The organism is Escherichia sp. MOD1-EC7011 (assembly GCF_002965005.1).
GTDB classification, from domain to species: domain Bacteria; phylum Pseudomonadota; class Gammaproteobacteria; order Enterobacterales; family Enterobacteriaceae; genus Escherichia; species Escherichia ruysiae.
Genome location: NZ_PTRD01000046.1, coordinates 1 through 23,871, shown reverse-complemented (window position 1 = coordinate 23,871; position 23,871 = coordinate 1). Strand labels below are relative to the sequence as shown.

Genomic DNA, 23,871 nt, shown 5'->3' with positions numbered 1-23,871 from the left:
CAGTTAGCGTTTTTCCAGTATGTTGTTAAAGATTTTATGAAAAACGGCCTGCGGGCCGTTTTGTTTTGTCTGGATTTTGCGCTTTTTGCCCAGCATTCAGACGAAAATTACCTGAGAATTGTGAAAAAATACGCGGCAGCGCGCAATAACCGTTCTCGACTCATAAAAGTGATGCCGCTATAATGCCGCGTCCTATTTGAATGCTTTCGGGATGATTCTGGTAACAGGGAATGTGATTGATTATAAGAACATCCCGGTTCCGCGAAGCCAACAACCTGTGCTTGCGGGGTAAGAGTTGACCGAGCACTGTGATTTTTTGAGGTAACAAGATGCAAGTTTCAGTTGAAACCACTCAAGGCCTTGGCCGCCGTGTAACGATTACTATCGCTGCTGACAGCATCGAGACCGCTGTTAAAAGCGAGCTGGTCAACGTTGCGAAAAAAGTACGTATTGACGGCTTCCGCAAAGGCAAAGTGCCAATGAATATCGTTGCTCAGCGTTATGGCGCGTCTGTACGCCAGGACGTTCTGGGCGACCTGATGAGCCGTAACTTCATTGACGCCATCATTAAAGAAAAAATCAATCCGGCTGGCGCACCGACTTACGTTCCGGGCGAATACAAGCTGGGTGAAGACTTCACCTACTCTGTAGAGTTTGAAGTTTATCCGGAAGTTGAACTGCAGGGTCTGGAAGCGATTGAAGTTGAAAAACCGATCGTTGAAGTGACCGACGCTGACGTTGACGGTATGTTAGATACTCTGCGTAAACAGCAGGCGACCTGGAAAGAAAAAGACGGCGCTGTTGAAGCAGAAGACCGTGTGACCATCGACTTCACTGGTTCTGTAGACGGCGAAGAGTTCGAAGGCGGTAAAGCGTCTGATTTCGTACTGGCGATGGGCCAGGGGCGTATGATTCCGGGCTTTGAAGACGGTATCAAAGGCCACAAAGCGGGCGAAGAGTTCACCATCGACGTGACCTTCCCGGAAGAGTACCACGCAGAAAACCTGAAAGGTAAAGCAGCGAAATTTGCTATCAACCTGAAGAAAGTTGAAGAGCGTGAACTGCCGGAACTGACTGCTGAATTCATCAAACGTTTCGGCGTTGAAGATGGTTCCGTAGAAGGTCTGCGCGCTGAAGTGCGTAAAAACATGGAGCGCGAGCTGAAGAGCGCCATCCGTAACCGCGTTAAGTCTCAGGCGATCGAAGGTCTGGTAAAAGCTAACGACATCGACGTACCGGCTGCGCTGATCGATAGTGAAATCGACGTTCTGCGTCGCCAGGCTGCACAGCGTTTCGGTGGCAACGAAAAACAAGCTCTGGAACTGCCGCGCGAACTGTTCGAAGAACAGGCTAAACGCCGCGTAGTTGTTGGCCTGCTGCTGGGCGAAGTTATTCGCGCCAACGAGCTGAAAGCTGACGAAGAGCGCGTGAAAGGCCTGATCGAAGAGATGGCTTCTGCGTACGAAGATCCGAAAGAAGTTATCGAATTCTACAGCAAAAACAAAGAACTGATGGACAACATGCGCAATGTTGCTCTGGAAGAACAGGCTGTTGAAGCTGTACTGGCGAAAGCGAAAGTGACTGAAAAAGAAACCACTTTCAACGAGCTGATGAACCAGCAGGCGTAATTTAAGCAGCATAACGCGCTAAATTCGCACAAAGGCCCGTCACCGCCAGGTGGTGGGCTTTTTTTTGTCATGAATTTTGCATGGAACCGTGCGAAAACCCTCTTTCGGTGTTAGCGTAACAACAAAAGATTGTTATGCTTGAAATAGGATGATGCCGTACCCATAACACAGGGACTAGCTGATAATCCGTCCATAAGGTTACAATCGGTACAGTAGGTTTTTTCAATTTTATCCAGGAGACGGAAATGTCATACAGCGGCGAACGAGATAACTTTGCACCCCATATGGCGCTGGTGCCGATGGTCATTGAACAGACCTCACGCGGTGAGCGCTCTTTTGATATCTATTCTCGTCTACTTAAGGAACGCGTCATTTTTCTGACTGGCCAGGTTGAAGACCACATGGCTAACCTGATTGTGGCGCAGATGCTGTTCCTGGAAGCAGAAAATCCAGAAAAAGATATCTATCTGTACATTAACTCCCCAGGCGGGGTGATCACTGCCGGGATGTCTATCTATGACACCATGCAGTTTATCAAGCCTGATGTCAGCACCATTTGTATGGGCCAGGCGGCCTCGATGGGCGCTTTCTTGCTGACCGCAGGGGCAAAAGGTAAACGTTTCTGCCTGCCGAATTCGCGTGTGATGATTCACCAGCCGTTGGGCGGCTATCAGGGCCAGGCGACCGATATCGAAATTCATGCCCGTGAAATTCTGAAAGTTAAAGGGCGCATGAATGAACTTATGGCGCTTCATACGGGTCAATCATTAGAACAGATTGAACGTGATACCGAGCGCGATCGCTTCCTTTCCGCCCCTGAAGCGGTGGAATACGGTCTGGTCGATTCGATTCTGACCCATCGTAATTGATGCCAGAGGCGCAACTGTGCCGCTATACTTATCCAGGGCGGCACAACGCTGTAAGCGGCTTGCGCCTGAGAATGGCATTTGCGTCGTCGTGTGCGGCACAAAGAACAAAGAAGAGGTTTTGACCCATGACAGATAAACGCAAAGATGGCTCAGGCAAATTGCTGTATTGCTCTTTTTGCGGCAAAAGCCAGCATGAAGTGCGCAAGCTGATTGCCGGTCCATCCGTGTATATCTGCGACGAATGTGTTGATTTATGTAATGACATCATTCGCGAAGAGATTAAAGAAGTTGCACCGCATCGCGAACGCAGTGCGCTACCGACGCCGCATGAAATTCGCAACCACCTGGACGATTACGTTATCGGTCAGGAACAGGCGAAAAAAGTGCTGGCGGTCGCGGTATACAACCACTACAAACGTCTGCGCAACGGCGATACCAGCAATGGCGTCGAGTTGGGCAAAAGTAACATTCTGCTGATCGGTCCGACGGGTTCCGGTAAAACGTTGCTGGCCGAAACGCTGGCGCGTCTGCTGGACGTCCCATTCACCATGGCCGATGCGACCACGCTGACCGAAGCCGGTTATGTGGGCGAAGACGTTGAAAACATCATTCAGAAGCTGTTGCAGAAGTGCGATTACGACGTACAGAAAGCACAGCGCGGGATTGTCTACATCGATGAAATCGACAAGATTTCTCGTAAGTCAGATAATCCTTCTATTACCCGAGACGTTTCCGGTGAAGGCGTACAGCAGGCACTGTTGAAACTGATCGAAGGTACGGTTGCCGCCGTCCCACCGCAGGGGGGACGTAAGCATCCGCAGCAGGAATTCTTGCAGGTAGATACCTCTAAGATCCTGTTTATCTGTGGTGGTGCGTTCGCTGGTCTGGATAAAGTCATTTCCCATCGTGTAGAAACCGGCTCCGGCATTGGTTTTGGCGCGACGGTAAAAGCGAAATCTGACAAAGCAAGCGAAGGTGAACTGCTGGCGCAGGTTGAACCAGAAGATCTGATTAAGTTTGGTCTGATCCCTGAGTTCATCGGTCGTCTGCCAGTTGTCGCAACGCTGAATGAACTGAGCGAAGAAGCCCTGATTCAGATCCTCAAAGAGCCGAAAAACGCCCTGACCAAGCAGTATCAGGCGCTGTTTAATCTTGAGGGCGTGGATCTGGAATTCCGTGACGAGGCGCTGGATGCTATCGCTAAGAAAGCGATGGCGCGTAAAACCGGTGCTCGTGGTCTGCGCTCCATCGTAGAAGCTGCGCTGCTCGATACCATGTACGATCTGCCGTCCATGGAAGATGTCGAAAAAGTGGTTATCGACGAGTCGGTAATTGATGGGCAAAGCAAACCGTTGCTGATTTATGGCAAGCCGGAAGCTCAGCAGGCATCTGGTGAATAATTAACCATTCCCATACAATTAGTTAACCAAAAAGGGGGGATTTTATCTCCCCTTTAATTTTTCCTCTATTCTCGGCGTTGAATGTGGGGGAAACATCCCCATATACTGACGTACATGTTAATAGATGGCGTGAAGCACAGTCGTGTCATCTGATTACCTGGCGGAAATTAAACTAAGAGAGAGCTCTATGAATCCTGAGCGTTCTGAACGCATTGAAATCCCCGTATTGCCGCTGCGCGATGTGGTGGTTTATCCGCACATGGTCATCCCCTTATTTGTTGGGCGGGAAAAGTCTATCCGTTGTCTGGAAGCGGCGATGGACCATGATAAAAAAATTATGCTGGTCGCGCAGAAAGAAGCTTCAACGGATGAGCCGGGTGTAAACGATCTTTTCACTGTCGGGACCGTGGCCTCTATATTGCAGATGCTGAAACTGCCTGACGGCACCGTCAAAGTGCTGGTTGAGGGGTTACAGCGCGCGCGTATTTCTGCGCTCTCTGACAATGGCGAACACTTTTCTGCGAAGGCGGAGTATCTGGAGTCGCCGACCATTGATGAGCGGGAACAGGAAGTGCTGGTGCGTACCGCAATCAGCCAGTTCGAAGGCTACATCAAGCTGAACAAAAAAATCCCACCAGAAGTGCTGACGTCGCTGAACAGCATCGACGATCCGGCGCGGCTGGCGGATACCATTGCCGCGCATATGCCGCTGAAACTGGCTGACAAACAGTCCGTTCTTGAGATGTCCGACGTTAACGAACGTCTGGAATATCTGATGGCAATGATGGAATCGGAAATCGATCTGCTGCAGGTTGAGAAACGCATTCGCAACCGTGTCAAAAAGCAGATGGAGAAATCCCAGCGTGAGTACTATCTGAACGAGCAAATGAAAGCTATTCAGAAAGAACTCGGCGAAATGGATGATGCGCCGGACGAAAACGAAGCCCTGAAGCGCAAAATCGACGCGGCGAAAATGCCGAAAGAGGCAAAAGAGAAAGCGGAAGCAGAACTGCAGAAGCTGAAAATGATGTCTCCGATGTCGGCAGAAGCGACCGTGGTGCGTGGCTATATCGACTGGATGGTGCAGGTGCCGTGGAATGCGCGTAGCAAGGTCAAAAAAGACCTGCGTCAGGCGCAAGAAATCCTTGATACCGACCATTATGGTCTGGAGCGCGTGAAAGATCGCATCCTTGAGTATCTTGCGGTTCAAAGTCGTGTCAACAAAATCAAGGGGCCGATCCTTTGCCTGGTTGGGCCGCCGGGGGTAGGTAAAACTTCTCTGGGGCAGTCCATCGCCAAAGCTACCGGACGTAAATATGTCCGTATGGCGCTAGGCGGCGTGCGTGATGAAGCGGAAATCCGTGGTCACCGCCGTACTTACATCGGTTCTATGCCGGGTAAATTGATCCAGAAAATGGCGAAAGTGGGCGTTAAAAACCCGCTGTTCCTGCTCGATGAGATCGACAAAATGTCTTCTGACATGCGTGGCGATCCGGCCTCCGCACTGCTTGAAGTGCTGGATCCAGAGCAGAACGTAGCGTTCAGCGACCACTACCTGGAAGTGGATTACGACCTTAGCGACGTGATGTTTGTCGCGACGTCGAACTCCATGAACATTCCGGCACCGCTGTTGGATCGTATGGAAGTGATTCGCCTCTCCGGTTATACCGAAGATGAAAAACTGAACATCGCCAAACGTCACCTGCTGCCGAAGCAGATTGAACGTAATGCGCTGAAAAAAGGTGAGTTGACCGTCGACGATAGCGCCATTATCGGCATTATTCGTTACTACACCCGTGAGGCGGGCGTGCGTGGTCTGGAGCGTGAAATCTCCAAACTGTGCCGTAAAGCGGTTAAGCAGTTACTGCTCGATAAGTCTCTAAAACATATCGAAATTAACGGCGATAACCTGCATGACTACCTCGGTGTTCAGCGTTTCGACTATGGTCGCGCGGATAACGAAAACCGTGTCGGTCAGGTAACGGGTCTGGCGTGGACGGAAGTGGGCGGTGACTTGCTGACCATCGAAACCGCGTGTGTACCGGGCAAAGGTAAACTGACCTATACCGGTTCGCTGGGTGAAGTCATGCAGGAGTCCATTCAGGCGGCGTTAACGGTGGTTCGTGCGCGTGCGGAAAAACTGGGGATCAACCCTGATTTTTACGAAAAACGCGACATCCACGTGCACGTACCGGAAGGTGCGACGCCAAAAGATGGTCCGAGTGCCGGTATTGCCATGTGCACCGCGCTGGTTTCTTGCCTGACCGGTAACCCGGTTCGTGCCGATGTGGCGATGACTGGCGAGATTACTCTGCGTGGTCAGGTGTTGCCAATCGGTGGTTTGAAAGAAAAACTGCTGGCGGCACATCGCGGCGGGATTAAAACAGTGTTAATTCCGTTCGAAAATAAACGCGATCTGGAAGAGATTCCGGACAACGTGATTGCCGATCTGGACATTCATCCTGTGAAGCGCATTGAGGAAGTTCTGACTCTGGCGCTGCAAAATGAACCGTCTGGTATGCAGGTTGTGACTGCAAAATAGTGACCTTGCGCAAATTGCACTAATAAAAAGAGGGCTGGCGGGCCAATTCGGACTTGCCAGCCTTTTTTTGTCTCGTTAAGTTAGAGGGCGGATTAGGCTTGCCCTTATTAAGGGGTGTTGTAAGGGGATGGCTGGCCTGATATAACTGCTGCGCGTTCGCACGTTGAAGGATTCAAGTGCGGGATAAATTATAAAGAGGAAGAGAAGAGTGAATAAATCTCAATTGATTGACAAGATTGCTGCAGGGGCTGATATCTCTAAAGCTGCGGCTGGCCGTGCGTTAGATGCTATTATTGCTTCCGTAACTGAATCCCTGAAAGAAGGGGATGATGTAGCACTGGTAGGTTTTGGTACTTTTGCCGTTAAAGAGCGTGCCGCCCGTACTGGTCGCAACCCGCAGACCGGTAAAGAGATCACCATCGCTGCAGCTAAAGTGCCGAGCTTCCGTGCAGGTAAGGCACTGAAAGACGCGGTAAACTAAGGATTATCCCCATTGGGGATGTGACGAAGTTCAAGGGCGCATCTACTGATGTGCCTTTTTTATTTGTATTGCGTGACTTTCTGCGAGTTGTGGGCTGACAATTGCCCTCGTTTCTTGTCACAATAGGCCTTTGCGCGCAGCGATATGTTGCGTGAAGTACACAGTCATCTACAGCGGAGTGTTGTTACACCATGATGGACAGCTTACGCACGGCTGCAAACAGTCTCGTGCTCAAGATTATTTTCGGTATCATTATCGTGTCGTTCATATTGACCGGCGTGAGTGGTTACCTGATTGGCGCAGGCAATAACTACGCCGCAAAAGTGAATGACCAGGAAATCAGCCGTGGGCAGTTCGAGAACGCCTTCAACAGCGAGCGTAATCGTATGCAGCAACAGTTGGGCGATCAATACTCTGAGCTGGCGGCGAACGAAGGCTATATGAAAACCCTGCGTCAACAGGTGCTGAATCGTCTGATCGACGAGGCGCTGCTGGATCAGTACGCTCGCGAACTAAAACTGAGTATCAGCGATGAGCAGGTTAAACAGGCGATTTTCGCGACCCCGGCTTTCCAGGTTGACGGCAAGTTCGATAACAGCCGCTATAACGGTATCCTCAACCAGATGGGGATGAGTGCCGATCAGTACGCGCAGGCACTGCGTAATCAGCTCACTACCCAGCAGCTGATTAACGGCGTTGCGGGCACCGACTTTATGTTGAAAGGTGAAACCGACGAACTGGCTGCGCTGGTCGCTCAACAACGCGTGGTGCGTGAAGCGACTATCGACGTTAACGCGCTGGCGGCTAAACAAGCTGTGACCGAACCAGAAATCGCCAGCTACTACGAGCAAAACAAAAACAATTTCATGACTCCGGAACAATTCCGCGTGAGCTACATCAAGCTGGATGCCGCAACGATGCAGCAACCGGTTAGCGATGCGGATATCCAGAGCTACTACGATCAGCATCAGGATCAATTCACCCAGCCACAGCGTACCCGCTACAGCATCATCCAGACTAAAACTGAAGATGAAGCGAAAGCAGTACTTGAGGAGCTGAATAAAGGTGGTGATTTTGCTGCGTTAGCAAAAGAAAAATCTGCCGATATTATCTCTGCCCGTAACGGCGGCGATATGGGGTGGTTAGAAGATGCCACTATCCCGGATGAACTGAAAAATGCCGGTCTGAAAGAAAAAGGCCAACTGTCTGGCGTCATCAAATCTTCGGTCGGTTTCCTGATTGTGCGTCTGGATGATATTCAGCCGGCAAAAGTGAAGTCGTTAGACGAAGTGCGTGACGATATCGCGGCGAAAGTGAAACACGAAAAAGCCCTCGATGCGTATTACGCGCTGCAGCAGAAAGTGAGCGATGCGGCAAGTAATGACACCGAATCTCTGGCTGGCGCAGAGCAGGCTGCGGGCGTTAAAGCTACCCAGACTGGCTGGTTCAGCAAAGATAACCTGCCGGAAGAGTTGAACTTCAAGCCGGTTGCAGATGCTATCTTTAACGGCGGTCTGGTAGGTGAAAACGGCGCGCCGGGCATCAACTCTGACATTATCACCGTAGACGGCGATCGCGCATTCGTGTTGCGCATCAGCGAGCACAAACCGGAAGCGGTGAAACCGTTGGCAGATGTTCAGGAACAAGTTAAGGCACTGGTTCAGCACAACAAAGCTGAGCAACAGGCGAAAGTGGATGCTGAAAAACTGCTGGTTGAGCTGAAAGCGGGCAAAGGTGCGGAAGCTATGCAGGCTGCCGGTCTGAAATTTGGCGAGCCGAAAACCTTAAGCCGTTCCGGTCGTGACCCGATTAGCCAGGCGGCGTTTGCACTGCCACTGCCAGCGAAAGACAAACCAAGCTACGGTATGGCGACCGATATGCAAGGTAATGTGGTTCTGCTGGCGCTGGACGAAGTGAAACAAGGTTCTATGCCGGAAGATCAGAAAAAAGCGATGGTGCAGGGCATCACCCAGAACAACGCACAAATCGTCTTTGAAGCTCTGATGAGTAACCTGCGTAAAGAGGCGAAAATCAAAATTGGCGATGCGCTGGAACAGCAATAATCCGGAAGCCGCCTCGCAAAAAAATGCTTTGCAGCTGTAACAAGAAAAGGTCGCTTTCGCGGCCTTTTCCATTTCTGAACATTGCCATTTGTTTACTGTTTTCGCTGCCGTTAAGGTGATTCCACTGTTAACAAACAAGGAGAAAACAGTATGAAACACGGAATTAAAGCACTGCTCATCACCCTGTCTCTGGCCTGTGCCGGAATGTCTCATAGCGCGCTGGCGGCAGCTCCTGCGGTGAAACCGGCAGCGGTAGAAACCAAAGCGGAAGCTCCTGCAGCACAAAGCAAAGCGGCAGTACCGGCGAAAGCCAGTGATGAAGAAGGCACCAGGGTCAGCATTAATAATGCCAGCGCGGAAGAGCTAGCCCGCGCGATGAATGGCGTTGGTCTGAAGAAAGCGCAGGCAATTGTCAGTTATCGCGAAGAGTACGGCCCGTTTAAAACGGTGGAGGATTTAAAACAGGTGCCGGGAATGGGCAATTCGCTGGTGGAACGTAATCTGGCGGTATTAACCCTGTAATTAATTTGCATAGTGGCAATTTTTTGCCAGACTGAAGAGGTCATACCAGTTATGACCTCTGTACTTATAACAACAACGTAAGGTTATTGCGCTATGCAAACACAAATCAAAGTTCGTGGATATCATCTCGACGTCTACCAGCACGTCAACAACGCCCGTTACCTTGAGTTTCTCGAAGAAGCCCGCTGGGATGGGCTGGAAAATAGCGACAGCTTTCAATGGATGACTGCCCATAACATCGCTTTCGTGGTGGTCAATATCAATATCAACTATCGCCGCCCGGCGGTATTAAGTGACTTGTTAACCATTACCAGCCAGTTACAGCAATTAAATGGTAAAAGCGGCATCTTAAGTCAGGTCATTACTCTGGAGCCGGAAGGGCAGGTGGTGGCGGATGCACTTATCACGTTTGTTTGTATCGATCTCAAAACGCAGAAAGCATTAGCTCTGGAAGGGGAACTGCGCGAAAAACTGGATCTGATGGTTCAGTAAACGTTTTGTTGGCCGGATGCTCAAGCCGCATCCGGCGACACCCGAATAATTACTGCAACCCGGTTTTCTGCTTCATCGCTGCCATCACCGCCGGTTTGTCGGCCAGATAATGATTCAATCCGTTAGCGCGCAGATTACATGCAGCACAATGACCACAACCATCGCCTTTAATGCCGTTATAACAGGTCAGCGTTTCGTTACGCACTAAATCCAGTTTGCCGTAATAATCCGCGAGCGCCCAGGTTTCCGCTTTATCAATCCACATCAGCGGCGTTTCAAATCGAATATCTTTCGCCATGCCCAGACTGACGGCATGGTTCAGTGCTTTCACAAACTCATCGCGACAATCCGGGTAACCGGAGAAATCCGTTTCGCAGACGCCGGTGATCACTGCTTCTGCTTTAACCTGATACGCATATATCGCTGCCAGCGTCAGGAACAGAATATTACGCCCTGGGACAAACGTATTCGGGATACCATCGGCTTCAGGTTCATAATCAGGCACCGGAATGCTGTCACGCGTCAGGCTGCTGACCGCCAGCTCGTTGAGTAGCGTCACATCCAGCACCTTATGCGCGCGTGCACCCAGTTTCAATGCCAGTTCGCGTGCCACGTCAATCTCTGCGCGATGGCGCTGACCGTAATCGAACGTCACGCAATGGACTTCATCATATTGCTGCAATGCCTGTACCAGACAGGTGGTGGAATCCTGACCTCCACTAAACACAACGACGGCACGTTTCATAGATAATCCTGCTAAATCGATAAAAGCGTTATGGTAACGCCTGTGGTTAACCCCGACCAGTGCTTCATTGCGACGGCGCGGGAAGCCAGGCTTCGGTAAATTCAAACCAGCCACGCGGTGTCAGTCGCACACCATTTACTCCAGGCGGGGCGCTAATGCGATAGTGATAATTGAACAGCGGCGTCAGCGTTGCATCTTCCATTAACTGGCTAAACACAGTTTTCAGCGCGTTATTCCGCTTTTCCTCATCAGCCATCAACTGCACGGTATCCAGTGTCGATTGCTGATGTGCATATGCGGAAGCGTCGAAAACATATGACCAGAGTGGATCGCAACGCAGCCATTGCTCCAGAGTATATTCCGGCGCTTCGCCAATTAGCCTGTCGCCCATCATCAAATCTGCCTGTGCCAGCGGGGTCGTGTCGTCCCAGTTTTTCGCGTTATGAAAAACAATCGTTAATTCGCAACCTTCTGCTGCCAGCGTCGTTCGTAATTGTTCTGCCATTGCATGAAGTTCCACTGGCAGATGATAAACCAACGTCAGGGTTTCCGGTAATTTGACCTCATCCGGTTCATCCCATTGTGGAATAGCCCAGCCAGGCAGCAATGCATTACTGGCAGTGATCAGGTTTTCTCCGACTTCTAACGTTTGTAGTAAACCGGATTGATGGATAATGGAAATCACTTTTCGCGCCTGCCAGAGGGAAAGGCGGGGGCTTTTGCGCAACGTTAAATAGCAAAAACCTAAACTGATGCCGCTACTGACCTGGCTGACCCGTGGCAACTCTTCAGGTTTACCGATGGTGATTTGTACTGGATGCTGACAACTGGTTCCCAAATCTTTTTCAAAAAGTGGTGGGGTTATCCAGTACTCAACCGCTTTTAGCAGTGGGTGACGCAAATGGTAATAATCATGGCTTTCGAGTCGCACCAGTTCTGTTGTGAATTTTGTTAAGCGAAAAGGACCGGTTCCCACCAGCGATAATTGCGGATGCGCCAGATGACTACAATAGCTCGCCAGCCTGTGTGCCAGCCAATAATCAGGGCGATGTAAAAAGAAGGTCAGACACTGCGGATGGGTGACTTCAATACGCTTCACGCTAGTCAATAATTTCCCCAACGCTGGCAGTTGTAGCAGCATCAATAATCGCTGGTGTAGTTGCGTTGCTTTTACCACATCGCCGTTATGCCAGTGCAGCGTTGAACGAAGATAAAAATCCCAGCGTAGCCCATCAGCAGAGATTTCCCAGTGATGTGCTAAATCGCCAATCGGGCGCTGGGTATTATTGTCGAAGCGGGTCAGACCGGAAAATATCTGCCCGGCGAGATGCTGCTCGGCACGACCGGGTAAAAAGCCCGGTTGTAGCGGTTCGAGCGGGCGATAATAGGGAATACGCAACGTTGGCGTATCGTTTTGCCATTGCCCGCCCATAAACGGTTGTAATAGGGTGCGCAGTTCACCAGGAGCCAGTTGCGCCAGCTCCAGCACATCTTGCTGTTTTCCGGTTTCCAGTGCCTGTTCCATCATCGCGTTGCGCAGGGATCCCGGTGTCACCAGAAAACGCAGGTGCCCGCGTTTTCCGCGTCCTGATTGCGCCTGCCACTCCAGCCATCCCGACTCCTGAGCCTGACGTAACAGGGTGCGCACGTGGCGTTCGCTGCAAAAACAGCGTTCGGCCAGTTCGCTGACGGTGACGGATTGCGGCTCTCCGGCAGAAGGTTGCCACAGACGTTGATACTGGTTAAGACGGTTTAGCAGTCGCATATAAACCCGGAACAATATTATTTAACTATTCACTATTACTTCCGTATATATCAGGTGATACTCAATCACCATTAACCGTGTCACAGAGTGGAGAAAGAAATGGCTCGTCTGGCAGCATTTGATATGGACGGCACTTTATTGATGCCTGATCACCATTTAGGTGAGAAAACCCTCTCGACTCTGGCGCGTCTGCGTGAACGCGATATTACCCTCACTTTTGCTACGGGGCGTCATGCGCTGGAGATGCAGCATATTATCGGGGTGCTATCGCTGGATGCGTATTTAATTACCGGCAACGGTACGCGTGTGCACTCTCTGGAAGGCGAACTTTTACATCGTGATGATTTGCCTGCGGACGTGGCGGAATTAGTGCTGTACCAGAAATGGGATACCCAGGCCAGTATGCATATCTTCAATGACAATGGCTGGTTTACCGGGCAAGAGATCCCAGCATTGTTGCAGGCATTTGTGTATAGCGGTTTCCGTTATCAGATTATCGATGTCAAAAAAATGCCACTCGGCAGCGTCACCAAGATCTGTTTCTGTGGCGATCACGACGATCTTATGCGCTTGCATATCCAACTAAACGAAGCATTAGGCGAGCGCGCACATTTGTGTTTTTCTGCGATTAATTGCCTGGAAGTGCTGCCAGTGGGGTGTAATAAAGGCGCGGCGTTGGCGGTGCTGACCCAACATTTAGGTTTTTCACTGCACGACTGCATGGCCTTTGGTGATGCGATGAACGATCGCGAAATGTTAGGCAGCGTCGGTAGCGGTTTTATCATGGGCAATGCGATGCCGCAACTGCGCGCGGAACTCCCTCATTTACCGGTGATTGGACATTGCCGAAATCAGGCGGTCTCTCACTATTTGACGCACTGGCTGGACAATCCACATCTACCTTATTCCCCCGAATAACGAGATCTCTTCCAGCGCCGGGCAATAGCCCGGTTTTTTTTACTTTGAATTTGTCATTTTGTGCAGTGGCGTTTAAACCGCACAGAATAAATTGTCGGTATTTCGTCTTTAAAATAGAATTAAAAGAGAAAAAAATTCTCTGCGGATTGGCTATGTTAGATAAAATTGACCGTAAGCTGCTGGCCTTACTACAGCAGGATTGCACCCTCTCTTTGCAGGCACTGGCAGAAGCCGTTAATCTGACAACCACGCCTTGCTGGAAGCGTCTGAAACGGCTGGAGGATGACGGTATCCTTATCGGCAAAGTCGCCCTGCTGGACCCGGAAAAAATTGGCCTCGGGCTGACTGCTTTTGTGTTGATTAAAACGCAACATCACAGCAGCGAATGGTATTGCCGCTTTGTCACGGTGGTAACGGAAATGCCAGAAGTGCTGGGGTTCTGGCGCATGGCCGGTGAATATGATTATCTGATGCGTGTTCAGGTTGCCGATATGAAACGCTATGACGAATTTTATAAGCGTCTGGTAAACAGCGTTCCAGGTCTGTCGGACGTTACTTCCAGCTTCGCGATGGAACAGATTAAATACACCACTTCTTTACCCATCGAATAAATATCCAGAATCAGGTCAGGACACAACGCGTGCGATTATTTGCTCAACTAAGCTGGTATTTCCGTCGGGAATGGCGTCGCTATCTCGGGGCTGTGGCCTTGCTTGTTATTATCGCGATGCTGCAACTGGTTCCGCCGAAAGTGGTCGGTATTGTTGTCGATGGCGTGACGGAACAACACTTTACTACCGGGCAGATCCTGATGTGGATCGCCACCATGGTGCTGATTGCAGTCGTGGTTTATCTCCTGCGTTACGTCTGGCGCGTACTGCTGTTTGGCGCGTCTTATCAACTGGCTGTTGAACTGCGTGAAGATTATTACCGCCAGCTAAGCCGCCAGCATCCAGAGTTTTACCTGCGTCATCGTACGGGCGACCTCATGGCTCGTGCGACCAATGACGTCGATCGGGTCGTGTTTGCCGCCGGAGAAGGGGTGCTGACGCTAGTGGATTCACTGGTGATGGGCTGCGCAGTGTTGATTATGATGTCAACGCAAATTAGCTGGCAGTTGACTTTATTTGCATTATTACCGATGCCAGTGATGGCAATCATGATTAAGCGCAACGGCGATGCTTTGCATGAACGCTTTAAGCTGGCGCAGGCGGCGTTTTCCAGCCTCAACGATCGCACCCAGGAGAGCCTCACCAGTATCCGCATGATCAAAGCCTTTGGTCTGGAAGATCGCCAGTCGGCGCTATTTGCCGCAGATGCTGAAGACACCGGCAAGAAAAACATGCGTGTGGCGCGTATTGATGCCCGTTTTGATCCGACTATCTATATCGCGATTGGCATGGCGAATTTGCTGGCGATTGGCGGGGGAAGCTGGATGGTGGTGCAGGGCAGCTTAACGCTGGGGCAGCTCACCAGTTTTATGATGTATCTGGGGTTAATGATTTGGCCGATGCTGGCGCTGGCCTGGATGTTTAACATTGTGGAACGCGGCAGCGCGGCATATAGCCGTATTCGGACGATGCTGGCTGAAGCGCCGGTGGTGAATGACGGTAGCGAACCAGTGCCGCAAGGGCGTGGCGAACTGGATGTAAATATTCGCCAGTTTACTTATCCACAAACTGATCATCCTGCGCTGGAGAATGTCAGTTTCGCACTCAAACCCGGTCAGATGCTGGGGATTTGCGGACCGACCGGTTCTGGCAAAAGTACTCTGCTGTCACTCATTCAGCGTCATTTCGACGTCAGCGAGGGGGATATCCGCTTTCATGATATTCCCTTGACGCAGCTGCAACTCGATAGCTGGCGTAGCCGCCTGGCGGTGGTCAGCCAGACGCCGTTCCTTTTTTCCGACACCGTGGCGAATAACATCGCGCTGGGTTGCCCGAATGCCACCCAGCAAGAGATTGAACACGTAGCGCGGTTAGCCAGCGTACATGACGATATTTTGCGTCTACCGCAAGGTTACGACACAGAAGTGGGCGAGCGCGGCGTGATGCTTTCCGGTGGACAAAAGCAGCGCATATCCATTGCTCGTGCGTTATTAGTCAACGCAGAAATCCTTATCCTTGATGATGCGCTTTCGGCGGTGGACGGACGCACAGAGCATCAGATCCTGCATAACCTGCGCCAGTGGGGGCAGGGAAGAACAGTAATCATCAGTGCCCATCGCCTTTCTGCGCTGACGGAGGCCAGTGAGATTATTGTGATGCAGCACGGACATATCGCCCAGCGTGGCAATCATGATGCGCTGGCGCAACAAAGCGGCTGGTATCGCGATATGTATCGCTATCAACAACTGGAGGCGGCGCTTGACGATGCTCCGGAAATTCGTGAGGAGGCCGTCGATGCGTAGTTTTAGCCAACTCTGGCCGACTCTCAAACGCCTGTTAGCGTATGGTTCGCCGTGGCGCAAACCACTGGGGATTGCGGTTCTGATGATGTGGGTTGCGGCAGCGGCAGAAGTCAGTGGACCGCTACTCATCAGCTATTTCATCGATAATATGGTGGCGAAAAATAATCTGCCGTTGAAAGTGGTTGCCGGTCTGGCGGCGGCGTATGTTGGGCTGCAACTGTTTGCCGCTGGACTGCACTACGCACAGTCGCTGCTGTTTAATCGGGCGGCAGTTGGCGTTGTACAACAGTTGCGTACCGATGTAATGGATGCTGCGCTACGCCAGCCATTAAGCGAGTTTGATATCCAGCCTGTCGGGCAGGTGATTTCCCGCGTCACTAATGATACTGAAGTGATCCGCGACCTCTACGTTACCGTAGTGGCAACCGTTCTGCGTAGCGCCGCACTGGTGGGCGCGATGCTGGTAGCGATGTTCAGCCTCGACTGGCGGATGGCGCTGGTGGCGATAATGATTTTTCCGGTCGTGCTGGTGGTGATGGTGATATACCAGCGTTACAGTACGCCGATTGTCCGCCGTGTGCGCGCCTATCTGGCGGATATCAACGACGGCTTTAACGAAATCATCAACGGTATGAGCGTCATCCAGCAGTTCCGTCAGCAGGCACGATTTGGTGAACGCATGGGTGAGGCCAGTCGGTCGCACTATATGGCGAGGATGCAAACCCTGCGCCTCGACGGTTTTTTACTGCGGCCATTACTGAGTCTTTTTTCGTCGCTCATCCTTTGTGGCTTGTTGATGCTGTTTGGCTTCTCCGCCAGCGGCACCATTGAAGTGGGCGTGCTGTATGCGTTTATCAGCTATCTTGGGCGGCTTAATGAACCATTAATCGAACTGACCACGCAACAGGCGATGCTGCAACAGGCTGTTGTTGCTGGTGAGCGCGTGTTTGAGCTGATGGACGGACCGCGCCAGCAATATGGCAATGATGATCGCCCGTTACAGAGCGGCACCATCGAAGTCGATAATGTGTCGTTTGCTTATCGCGACAACAATCTGGTACTGAAGAACATTAATCTCTCTGTGCCTTCGCGTAACTTTGTGGCGCTGGTCGGGCATACCGGCAGTGGCAAAAGCACCCTTGCAAGTTTATTGATGGGGTATTACCCGCTAACGGAAGGTGAGATTCATCTCGACGGTCGTCCATTAAATTCGCTAAGTCACAGCGCATTACGTCAGGGCGTGGCGATGGTGCAGCAAGATCCGGTGGTGCTGGCGGATACTTTCCTCGCCAACGTGACGCTGGGGCGTGATATCTCCGAAGAGCGTGTCTGGCAGGCACTGGAAACCGTGCAGCTGGCGGAGCTGGCGCGCAGCATGAGCGACGGTATTTATACGCCGCTGGGCGAGCAGGGGAATAATCTTTCGGTCGGGCAAAAGCAACTGCTGGCGCTGGCGCGCGTGCTGGTGGAGACGCCACAAATCCTGATCCTTGATGAGGCAACCGCCAGCATTGATTCCGGTACTGAACAGGCGATTCAACATGCTCTGGCGGCGGTGCGTGAACATACCACGCTGGTCGTGATTGCTCACCGCTTATCGACTATTGTTGATGCCGACACCATTCTGGTGCTTCATCGTGGGCAAGCCGTGGAGCAGGGCACTCACCAGCAACTGCTGGCGGCCCAGGGACGCTACTGGCAGATGTATCAACTGCAACTTGCGGGAGAAGAGCTGGCAGCCAGCGTGCGTGAAGAGGAATCATTGAGCGCCTGAATAGCGCAATATTTCATCGTTGGTGCAAAAATGTAACGCACTGTGCACTGTCATAGTGCGTTTTCATTTTCAATCTTCTTAACTTCCTGCTCTCTTTCTCGTTTTTCATTTCTGGCATACCGCTTGCAATACCTTCTTCGTGTAGCAGAACCATTACCGAATTCTGACCGGAGGGGATCTATGAAGCTGGTGACCGTGATAATCAAACCATTCAAGCTGGAAGACGTTCGTGAAGCGTTATCTTCCATTGGTATTCAGGGGCTGACCGTCACCGAAGTGAAAGGTTTCGGGCGTCAGAAAGGACATGCTGAGCTGTACCGGGGGGCGGAATACAGCGTCAACTTCCTGCCAAAAGTAAAAATTGATGTGGCGATTGCTGATGACCAACTCGATGAAGTGATCGATATCGTCAGCAAGGCTGCCTACACCGGAAAAATTGGCGACGGCAAAATCTTCGTCGCTGAATTGCAACGCGTCATTCGTATTCGTACCGGCGAAGCCGACGAAGCGGCGCTGTAATCTCTGGCACACAGCAACAGGAACGAAAAATGAAGATAGCGACGATAAAAACTGGGCTTGCTTCACTGGCGATGCTGCCGGGACTGGTAATGGCTGCACCTGCGGTGGCCGATAAAGCCGACAATGCGTTTATGATGATTTGTACTGCGCTGGTGCTGTTTATGACTATTCCGGGAATTGCCCTGTTTTACGGTGGGTTGATTCGCGGCAAAAACGTGCTGTCGATGCTGACGCAGGTGACCGTGACGTTTGCACTGGTCTGTATTCTCTGGGTGGTTTACGGCTACTCGCTGGCGTTTGGTGAAGGCAACAATTTCTTTGGCAACATTAACTGGTTAATGCTGAAAAACATCGAACTGACGGCGGTGATGGGCAGCATTTATCAGTATATCCACGTGGCGTTTCAGGGATCGTTTGCCTGCATTACCGTAGGCTTGATCGTTGGGGCGCTGGCGGAACGAATCCGCTTCTCAGCTGTGTTGATCTTCGTGGTAGTGTGGCTGACGCTCTCTTACATTCCGATTGCGCATATGGTCTGGGGCGGCGGTTTGCTGGCTTCTCACGGTGCGCTGGATTTCGCGGGCGGCACGGTGGTGCACATTAACGCCGCAATTGCCGGTCTGGTGGGCGCATATCTGATAGGCAAACGCGTGGGCTTCGGCAAAGAGGCGTTTAAACCGCACAACCTGCCGATGGTCTTTACCGGGACTGCCATTCTCTATATCGGTTGGTTTGGCTTTAACGCCGGGTCAGCGGGCACGGCGAATGAAATCGCGGCACTGGCATTTGTGAATACTGTGGTCGCAACGGCAGCGGCAATTCTTGGCTGGATCTTCGGTGAATGGGCGCTGCGTGGTAAGCCTTCACTGCTGGGAGCGTGTTCTGGCGCGATTGCCGGTCTGGTCGGCGTGACCCCAGCCTGTGGCTATATTGGGGTTGGCGGTGCGTTGATTATCGGCGGGGTAGCTGGTCTGGCGGGCTTGTGGGGCGTTACCATGTTGAAACGCCTGCTGCGGGTGGATGATCCCTGCGATGTCTTCGGGGTACACGGTGTTTGTGGCATTGTCGGCTGTATCATGACCGGGATTTTTGCCGCCAGTTCGCTGGGTGGTGTGGGCTTCGCCGAAGGTGTGACGATGGGACATCAGCTGTTGGTACAGCTGGAAAGCATCGCCATTACGATTGTCTGGTCTGGTGTGGTGGCATTTATTGGCTACAAACTGGCGGATTTGACAGTTGGCCTGCGCGTGCCGGAAGAGCAGGAGCGCGAAGGACTGGACGTCAACAGCCACGGTGAAAATGCTTATAACGCGTAACAAGCACTGCAAAAAAATAGCCGGACGGTTTTCACCTCCGGCTGTTTTTTTTAATTGTGATTACGCATTACCCCTTCCTGAACGGTCGAGGCAACCAGCACGCCGTCCTGGGTATAAAACTCCCCGCGCACAAAGCCGCGTGCGCTGGACGCCGAGGTGCTCTCCACGCTATACAACAGCCATTCATTCAAATTAAACGGGCGATGGAACCACATGGAATGGTCAATGGTGGCAATCTGAATCCCCGGTTCAAGAAAACCGATGCCGTGCGGCTGTAAAGCAACCGGCAGGAAGTTAAGGTCAGAAGCGTAACCGAGCAGATACTGATGAACGCGCAGATCATCTGGCACGCTACCATTTGCGCGGATCCATACCTGACGATTCGGTTCTGCAACGTGCCCTTTCAGCGGGTTATGAAACTCTACCGGACGAACCTCCAGTGGACGATCGCAGATGAATTTATCTTTTAGCACCGGCGGCAGCAGGTGCGCCAGCGATTGGGCGATTTGCGTTTCCGAAGGCAGGCCATCAGGCGCTGGCGCGGGCGGCATCTCTTTTTGGTGCTCGAATCCAGCCTCTGGCGCCTGGAAAGAGGCCGTCATATAGAAAATCGGTTTACCGTTTTGAATAGCAGCAACCCGGCGGGCGCTGAAGCTGTTGCCGTCGCGTAGCGTTTCTACATCATAAATAATGGGTTTTTTGCTATCGCCAGGGCGAAGAAAGTAGCTATGAAACGAATGCACCAGACGCTCTTCCGGGACCGTCTCTTTTGCTGCATATAGCGCCTGACCAACAACCTGGCCGCCAAAGACCTGGCGTAAACCTAAATCCTCACTCTGGCCGCGAAAGAGTCCTTCCTCAATTTTTTCCAGATTTAACAATGTCAGTAAATTTTTTAGCGCCTGACTCATATAACTCTCCAGTAACAAAGCTGCCGCAGCAAGCCAAAGTGAGTTGAGTATAACGCAATTTTGGTACTGGTCCGATGGGTGCAATGGTCTGAATTACGGGCTAAATGCAGGCGTTAATACGTGACATGTGCCACACTTATTGACGTTACTATTTTGTTAACCACTCTTCCGGCGAGGAAAGTTAGCCCGCTGGTGCATTGATAATAAGGAGAAGTGAATGAAACTCGTGCACATGGCCAGTGGTTTAGCGGTTGCAATTGCGTTGGCAGCTTGCGCGGATAAAAGCGCGGATATCCAGACGCCAGCACCGGCTGCAAATACGTCTATTGCAGCGACACAGCAACCTGCTATACAACAACCGAATGTTTCCGGTACGGTCTGGATCCGTCAGAAAGTCGCACTGCCGCCTGATGCTGTGCTGACCGTGACACTTTCTGACGCGTCGTTAGCCGATGCGCCTTCTAAAGTTCTGGCGCAGAAAGCAGTACGTACCGAAGGTAAACAGTCACCGTTCAGTTTTGTTCTGCCATTTAACCCGGCAGACGTTCAGCCGAACGCACGTATCCTGTTGAGTGCGGCGGTTACCGTGAACGACAAATTGGTGTTTATCACCGATACCGTTCAACCGGTGATCAATCAGGGCGGAACCAAAGCTGACCTGACATTAGTGCCGGTTCAGCAAACCGCTGTACCGGTTCAGGCCAGCGGTGGCGCAACGACCACCGTACCTTCGACTTCACCAACCCAGGTGAATCCGTCTTCGGCAGTTCCAGCCCCTACGCAATACTAAGCGCCACTAACCCTCTCCGCTGGAGAGGGTTAGTAAATCCAGCGATAACGCTGTAAGTCGATTTGCCCGCTTCCCGACACCATCACTCCTTCTGCCAGTAATGCCTGCCGTTGACGCTGCAAATCCGGGCCGGTTAACGAGATTGTGCCGTGGCGATTAACCACCCGATGCCAGGGGAGGGTGCTGCCTTCGGGTAGACGCTTTAACACACCGCCCACCTGGCGCGCAGCACGGGGTGATCCTGCCAGTTTTGCGACGTCGCCGTAAGTGGTGACGTAGCCTTCGGGAATAGCGGCTACGATTTGCCAGACGCGTTGGGGAAATGAATCTTCTTTTTCCATCTTTTCTTCCTGAGGTAATTTTTCAGCATAATCTGGAAAAACCTCTGAGTGAAGCCGCATTGCGCAAGAAACCAGCATCCGGCACGCAATGGGTTGCAATTAGCCGGGGCAGCAGTGATAATGCGCCTGCGCGTTGGTTCTCAACGCTCTCAATGGGGGCTCTGTTGGTTCTCCCGCAACGCTACTCTGTTTACCAGGTCAGGTCCGGAAGGAAGCAGCCAAGGCAGATGACGCGTGTGCCGGGATGTAGCTGGCAGGGCCCCCACCCATTTCTGCTCCTGCCGTTTCGTCAAAAAATCCCAATGTGGCTAAACTTTAACCACGACTGACGCCGCAAGAATTGTCTGGCTGCGCAGTACGCTTCGGAGGTATTTCTGATGAAGTATGTTGATGGTTTTGTGGTTGCTGTTCCTGCCGAAAATAAAGATGCCTATCGAGAAATGGCCGCAAAGGCCGCGCCATTGTTTAAAGAGTTCGGCGCGCTTCGTATTGTTGAATGTTGGGCCAGCGATATGCCAAACGGCAAAGTGACCGATTTTCGCATGGCAGTGAAAGCGGAAGAGAATGAGGAAGTGGTGTTTAGCTGGATTGAATACCCTTCAAAAGAGGTCCGCGACGCTGCCAATCAAAAAATGATGTCTGACCCACGAATGAAAGAGTTCGGCGAATCAATGCCGTTTGATGGCAAACGGATGATTTACGGCGGGTTTGAGTCAATCATCGACGAGTAGCGTGACGGGCTGTGCGGCGTGCCGCCAGCCCCCAAAATTTACAGATGGTATTCTGCCCAGCGTATGAAATCTTCTTTTGGCAACGCTTTGCTGTACAGCCAGCCCTGACCGTAATGCACGCCATGCTGACGTAGCCACTCTTCCTGTTTACCCGTTTCGATCCCTTCCGCCACCATTTTCAGTTTCAACGTTTTTGCCATTTCGATGATATGCGGTGTGACATTTTTATATTCCAACGCATCAACGAAGGATTTATCGATCTTCAGAATGTCGACATCCAGATCCTGTAAATAACTTAAACTTGAATACCCCGTACCAAAATCATCCAGGTAAATATCATGACCCGCTTCCCGGTAGCGCGAAATTATCGGGGCGCTGGTTTTCGGATCGGCAAATTCGCGCTCTGTGAGTTCAAGAGCGATCTGTTTGGGGTTAACCTGGTAGTGATTGATCATGTCTCGCAGCAGTTGCGGAATTTTTTCCGAGGCGAGCACGGTGGATTCAAGATTGATGGAAATATGTTGTTCCGGGTGTTGTCGCAGCCAGTCGCCCATATCTTCAAACACGTTTCTTATAATCAGCAGCGTCAGTGGCTCAGAAAGACCCGTTTGCTGTGCCAGCGGAATAAAACTATCTGGCGACAACCAACTACCGTCTGTCTGCGGCCAGCGCGCCAGTGCTTCGGCACCGACAATTTTGCCATTGGCTAAGGAGACAATCGGCTGATAGTGCACACAAATATCACGATTTTCGATGGCATCCTGCAAGCGATGATGCGGAGACTGGATACGACGCAAAATACGCAGCATAAACATGGCTGCCAGCAGGCCAATTAACAACCCTACAGGTAACCAGATAAAGACCTGCCGATGCCAGCCTTTTTGCAACGTTTTCGTTGAAGCCCAGGTGATGATGGAAATATTCATCTCTGGTAAGGGCAGAATGTCGTAAATGATCCCATTATTTTCGATGTGCTCACCGGGTGTTTTTTGCAATTGGGTAATAATACCCCGGGCAATTTCGTCGCTGCTGGTTATGACTATATTACGGGCATTGCCAATAATAGCGGCATCAATTTGCCATGAGCTATAAGGAATCACGTCGATAAAGGAGGCGGGGTCGATCATCACTACGTAATGTGCGGTTCCCATAGCAACCATGTAACGGGTAATACCTAAGTCATTGTGTGAGGTTAACCAGACCCGATAACCATCTTTTGAAATCTTCCCCGGCTCCGGAAAGGTATCCGGTGGGCTTTCGTGTTCCAGAGAAGAGCATTGGGGAACGTTGTTATCGATATAAACCACTTCCTGAATATAGCGATAGCTGTATGAAACCCGCCGCATTTCCATGAGATGCTCTTCACTACAGGCTCCGCCTTGCCATCTTTCCAGCTCTTGTAGTGCATCTTTCCCTTGCGTCGCCACTTTATTGGCTCGAATAGCGACGCGGGAGGAATAGGTATTCAGCTCTTCAACAAACGACGCTTCTACCTGCTGATGAGCCAGCCAGATGCTTAAGCCGACAGGCAGTAGTACTGAAAGTATAAGCACTCCCGAAATCAGGCCGACCAGATGTCGTGTTCTCACTGTAGTGGCATAGTGAATTTGGCCACCTGAATAGAGGTGATATCATCACCTCATAGTCAAAA

Annotated in this window: 21 protein-coding genes and 1 other RNA gene; 17 read left to right on the top strand and 5 right to left on the bottom strand. The window is 51.4% G+C overall.

The window, feature by feature from the left end:
- The first annotated feature begins 329 nt into the window (after positions 1-329).
- From tig to fadM, 8 genes are all read left to right on the top strand, one after another.
- Positions 330-1,628: a trigger factor gene (gene tig / locus A7098_RS20195; RefSeq protein ID WP_001198383.1), complete on the top strand. Its 1,299-nt coding sequence runs from the start codon at positions 330-332 to the stop codon at positions 1,626-1,628.
- A 245-nt stretch (positions 1,629-1,873) separates the two neighbouring features.
- Positions 1,874-2,497 carry an ATP-dependent Clp endopeptidase proteolytic subunit ClpP gene (gene clpP / locus A7098_RS20190; protein WP_000122253.1) on the top strand — a complete coding sequence of 208 codons (624 nt, stop codon included), beginning with the start codon at positions 1,874-1,876 and terminating at the stop codon, positions 2,495-2,497.
- A gap of 125 nt (positions 2,498-2,622) precedes the next feature.
- A complete protein-coding gene (gene clpX, locus A7098_RS20185; RefSeq protein WP_000130305.1) occupies positions 2,623-3,897 on the top strand; it encodes an ATP-dependent protease ATP-binding subunit ClpX in 1,275 nt (424 codons plus the stop codon).
- A 187-nt stretch (positions 3,898-4,084) separates the two neighbouring features.
- Complete coding sequence (lon, locus tag A7098_RS20180) at positions 4,085-6,439, top strand: endopeptidase La (RefSeq protein ID WP_001295325.1); 2,355 nt, start codon at positions 4,085-4,087, stop codon at positions 6,437-6,439.
- Positions 6,440-6,629: 190 nt separating this feature from the next.
- Positions 6,630-6,920, top strand: a complete 291-nt coding sequence (gene hupB / locus A7098_RS20175; RefSeq protein WP_254892905.1) for a nucleoid-associated protein HU-beta — start codon at positions 6,630-6,632, stop codon at positions 6,918-6,920.
- 191 nt (positions 6,921-7,111) lie between these two features.
- Positions 7,112-8,983, top strand: coding sequence for a peptidylprolyl isomerase (ppiD, locus tag A7098_RS20170; RefSeq protein WP_000969350.1), 1,872 nt, complete (start codon positions 7,112-7,114; stop codon positions 8,981-8,983).
- A 150-nt stretch (positions 8,984-9,133) separates the two neighbouring features.
- Positions 9,134-9,505: a helix-hairpin-helix domain-containing protein gene (locus A7098_RS20165; RefSeq protein WP_000680302.1), complete on the top strand. Its 372-nt coding sequence runs from the start codon at positions 9,134-9,136 to the stop codon at positions 9,503-9,505.
- Positions 9,506-9,598: 93 nt separating this feature from the next.
- Positions 9,599-9,997 (top strand): long-chain acyl-CoA thioesterase FadM, encoded by a 399-nt coding sequence (fadM, locus tag A7098_RS20160; protein WP_001194533.1) that lies wholly within the window; start codon positions 9,599-9,601, stop codon positions 9,995-9,997.
- Positions 9,998-10,046: 49 nt separating this feature from the next.
- Here the strand turns inward: fadM and queC are convergent, their stop codons facing one another.
- Both queC and A7098_RS20150 read right to left on the bottom strand, forming a co-directional pair.
- Positions 10,047-10,742 carry a 7-cyano-7-deazaguanine synthase QueC gene (gene queC / locus A7098_RS20155; protein WP_000817223.1) on the bottom strand — a complete coding sequence of 232 codons (696 nt, stop codon included), beginning with the start codon at positions 10,740-10,742 and terminating at the stop codon, positions 10,047-10,049.
- Positions 10,743-10,806: 64 nt separating this feature from the next.
- Positions 10,807-12,507 (bottom strand): SgrR family transcriptional regulator, encoded by a 1,701-nt coding sequence (locus tag A7098_RS20150; protein ID WP_105281352.1) that lies wholly within the window; start codon positions 12,505-12,507, stop codon positions 10,807-10,809.
- A gap of 99 nt (positions 12,508-12,606) precedes the next feature.
- Here A7098_RS20150 and cof point away from each other — a divergent pair, with 99 nt between their 5' ends.
- The 6 genes from cof to amtB all read left to right on the top strand — a co-directional run bounded on the left by cof (position 12,607) and on the right by amtB (position 19,447).
- A complete protein-coding gene (gene cof, locus A7098_RS20145) occupies positions 12,607-13,425 on the top strand; it encodes an HMP-PP phosphatase (protein WP_024212548.1) in 819 nt (272 codons plus the stop codon).
- A 152-nt stretch (positions 13,426-13,577) separates the two neighbouring features.
- Complete coding sequence (gene decR, locus A7098_RS20140) at positions 13,578-14,036, top strand: DNA-binding transcriptional regulator DecR (RefSeq protein ID WP_000884589.1); 459 nt, start codon at positions 13,578-13,580, stop codon at positions 14,034-14,036.
- A 29-nt stretch (positions 14,037-14,065) separates the two neighbouring features.
- Positions 14,066-15,838: a SmdA family multidrug ABC transporter permease/ATP-binding protein gene (locus tag A7098_RS20135; RefSeq protein WP_105279333.1), complete on the top strand. Its 1,773-nt coding sequence runs from the start codon at positions 14,066-14,068 to the stop codon at positions 15,836-15,838.
- Positions 15,831-17,612, top strand: coding sequence for a SmdB family multidrug efflux ABC transporter permease/ATP-binding protein (locus A7098_RS20130; protein WP_001256189.1), 1,782 nt, complete (start codon positions 15,831-15,833; stop codon positions 17,610-17,612). The genes A7098_RS20135 and A7098_RS20130 overlap by 8 nt, the downstream gene beginning before the upstream one ends.
- Positions 17,613-17,792: 180 nt before the next feature.
- A complete protein-coding gene (glnK, locus tag A7098_RS20125) occupies positions 17,793-18,131 on the top strand; it encodes a P-II family nitrogen regulator (RefSeq protein WP_000780338.1) in 339 nt (112 codons plus the stop codon).
- Positions 18,132-18,160: 29 nt separating this feature from the next.
- Positions 18,161-19,447, top strand: a complete 1,287-nt coding sequence (amtB, locus tag A7098_RS20120) for an ammonium transporter AmtB (protein WP_105281351.1) — start codon at positions 18,161-18,163, stop codon at positions 19,445-19,447.
- A 50-nt stretch (positions 19,448-19,497) separates the two neighbouring features.
- Here amtB and tesB read toward each other — a convergent pair whose 3' ends face one another.
- Complete coding sequence (tesB, locus tag A7098_RS20115; RefSeq protein WP_032224784.1) at positions 19,498-20,358, bottom strand: acyl-CoA thioesterase II; 861 nt, start codon at positions 20,356-20,358, stop codon at positions 19,498-19,500.
- Between the two features lie 217 nt (positions 20,359-20,575).
- On the opposite strand from tesB, the gene A7098_RS20110 reads away from it, so the two are divergent.
- On the top strand, positions 20,576-21,148 hold the full coding sequence (locus tag A7098_RS20110; protein WP_000779815.1) for a YbaY family lipoprotein: 573 nt from the start codon (positions 20,576-20,578) through the stop codon (positions 21,146-21,148).
- Positions 21,149-21,177: 29 nt separating this feature from the next.
- Here A7098_RS20110 and A7098_RS20105 read toward each other — a convergent pair whose 3' ends face one another.
- On the bottom strand, positions 21,178-21,489 hold the full coding sequence (locus A7098_RS20105; protein ID WP_000409910.1) for an MGMT family protein: 312 nt from the start codon (positions 21,487-21,489) through the stop codon (positions 21,178-21,180).
- Positions 21,490-21,651: 162 nt separating this feature from the next.
- Here A7098_RS20105 and ffs point away from each other — a divergent pair.
- Positions 21,652-21,748: signal recognition particle sRNA small type (ffs, locus tag A7098_RS20100), an RNA gene on the top strand.
- Positions 21,749-21,866: 118 nt separating this feature from the next.
- Complete coding sequence (locus A7098_RS20095) at positions 21,867-22,220, top strand: DUF1428 family protein (protein ID WP_105281350.1); 354 nt, start codon at positions 21,867-21,869, stop codon at positions 22,218-22,220.
- Positions 22,221-22,258: 38 nt separating this feature from the next.
- Here A7098_RS20095 and pdeB read toward each other — a convergent pair whose 3' ends face one another.
- Complete coding sequence (pdeB, locus tag A7098_RS20090) at positions 22,259-23,809, bottom strand: cyclic-guanylate-specific phosphodiesterase PdeB (RefSeq protein WP_105281349.1); 1,551 nt, start codon at positions 23,807-23,809, stop codon at positions 22,259-22,261.
- Positions 23,810-23,871 lie beyond the last annotated feature (62 nt).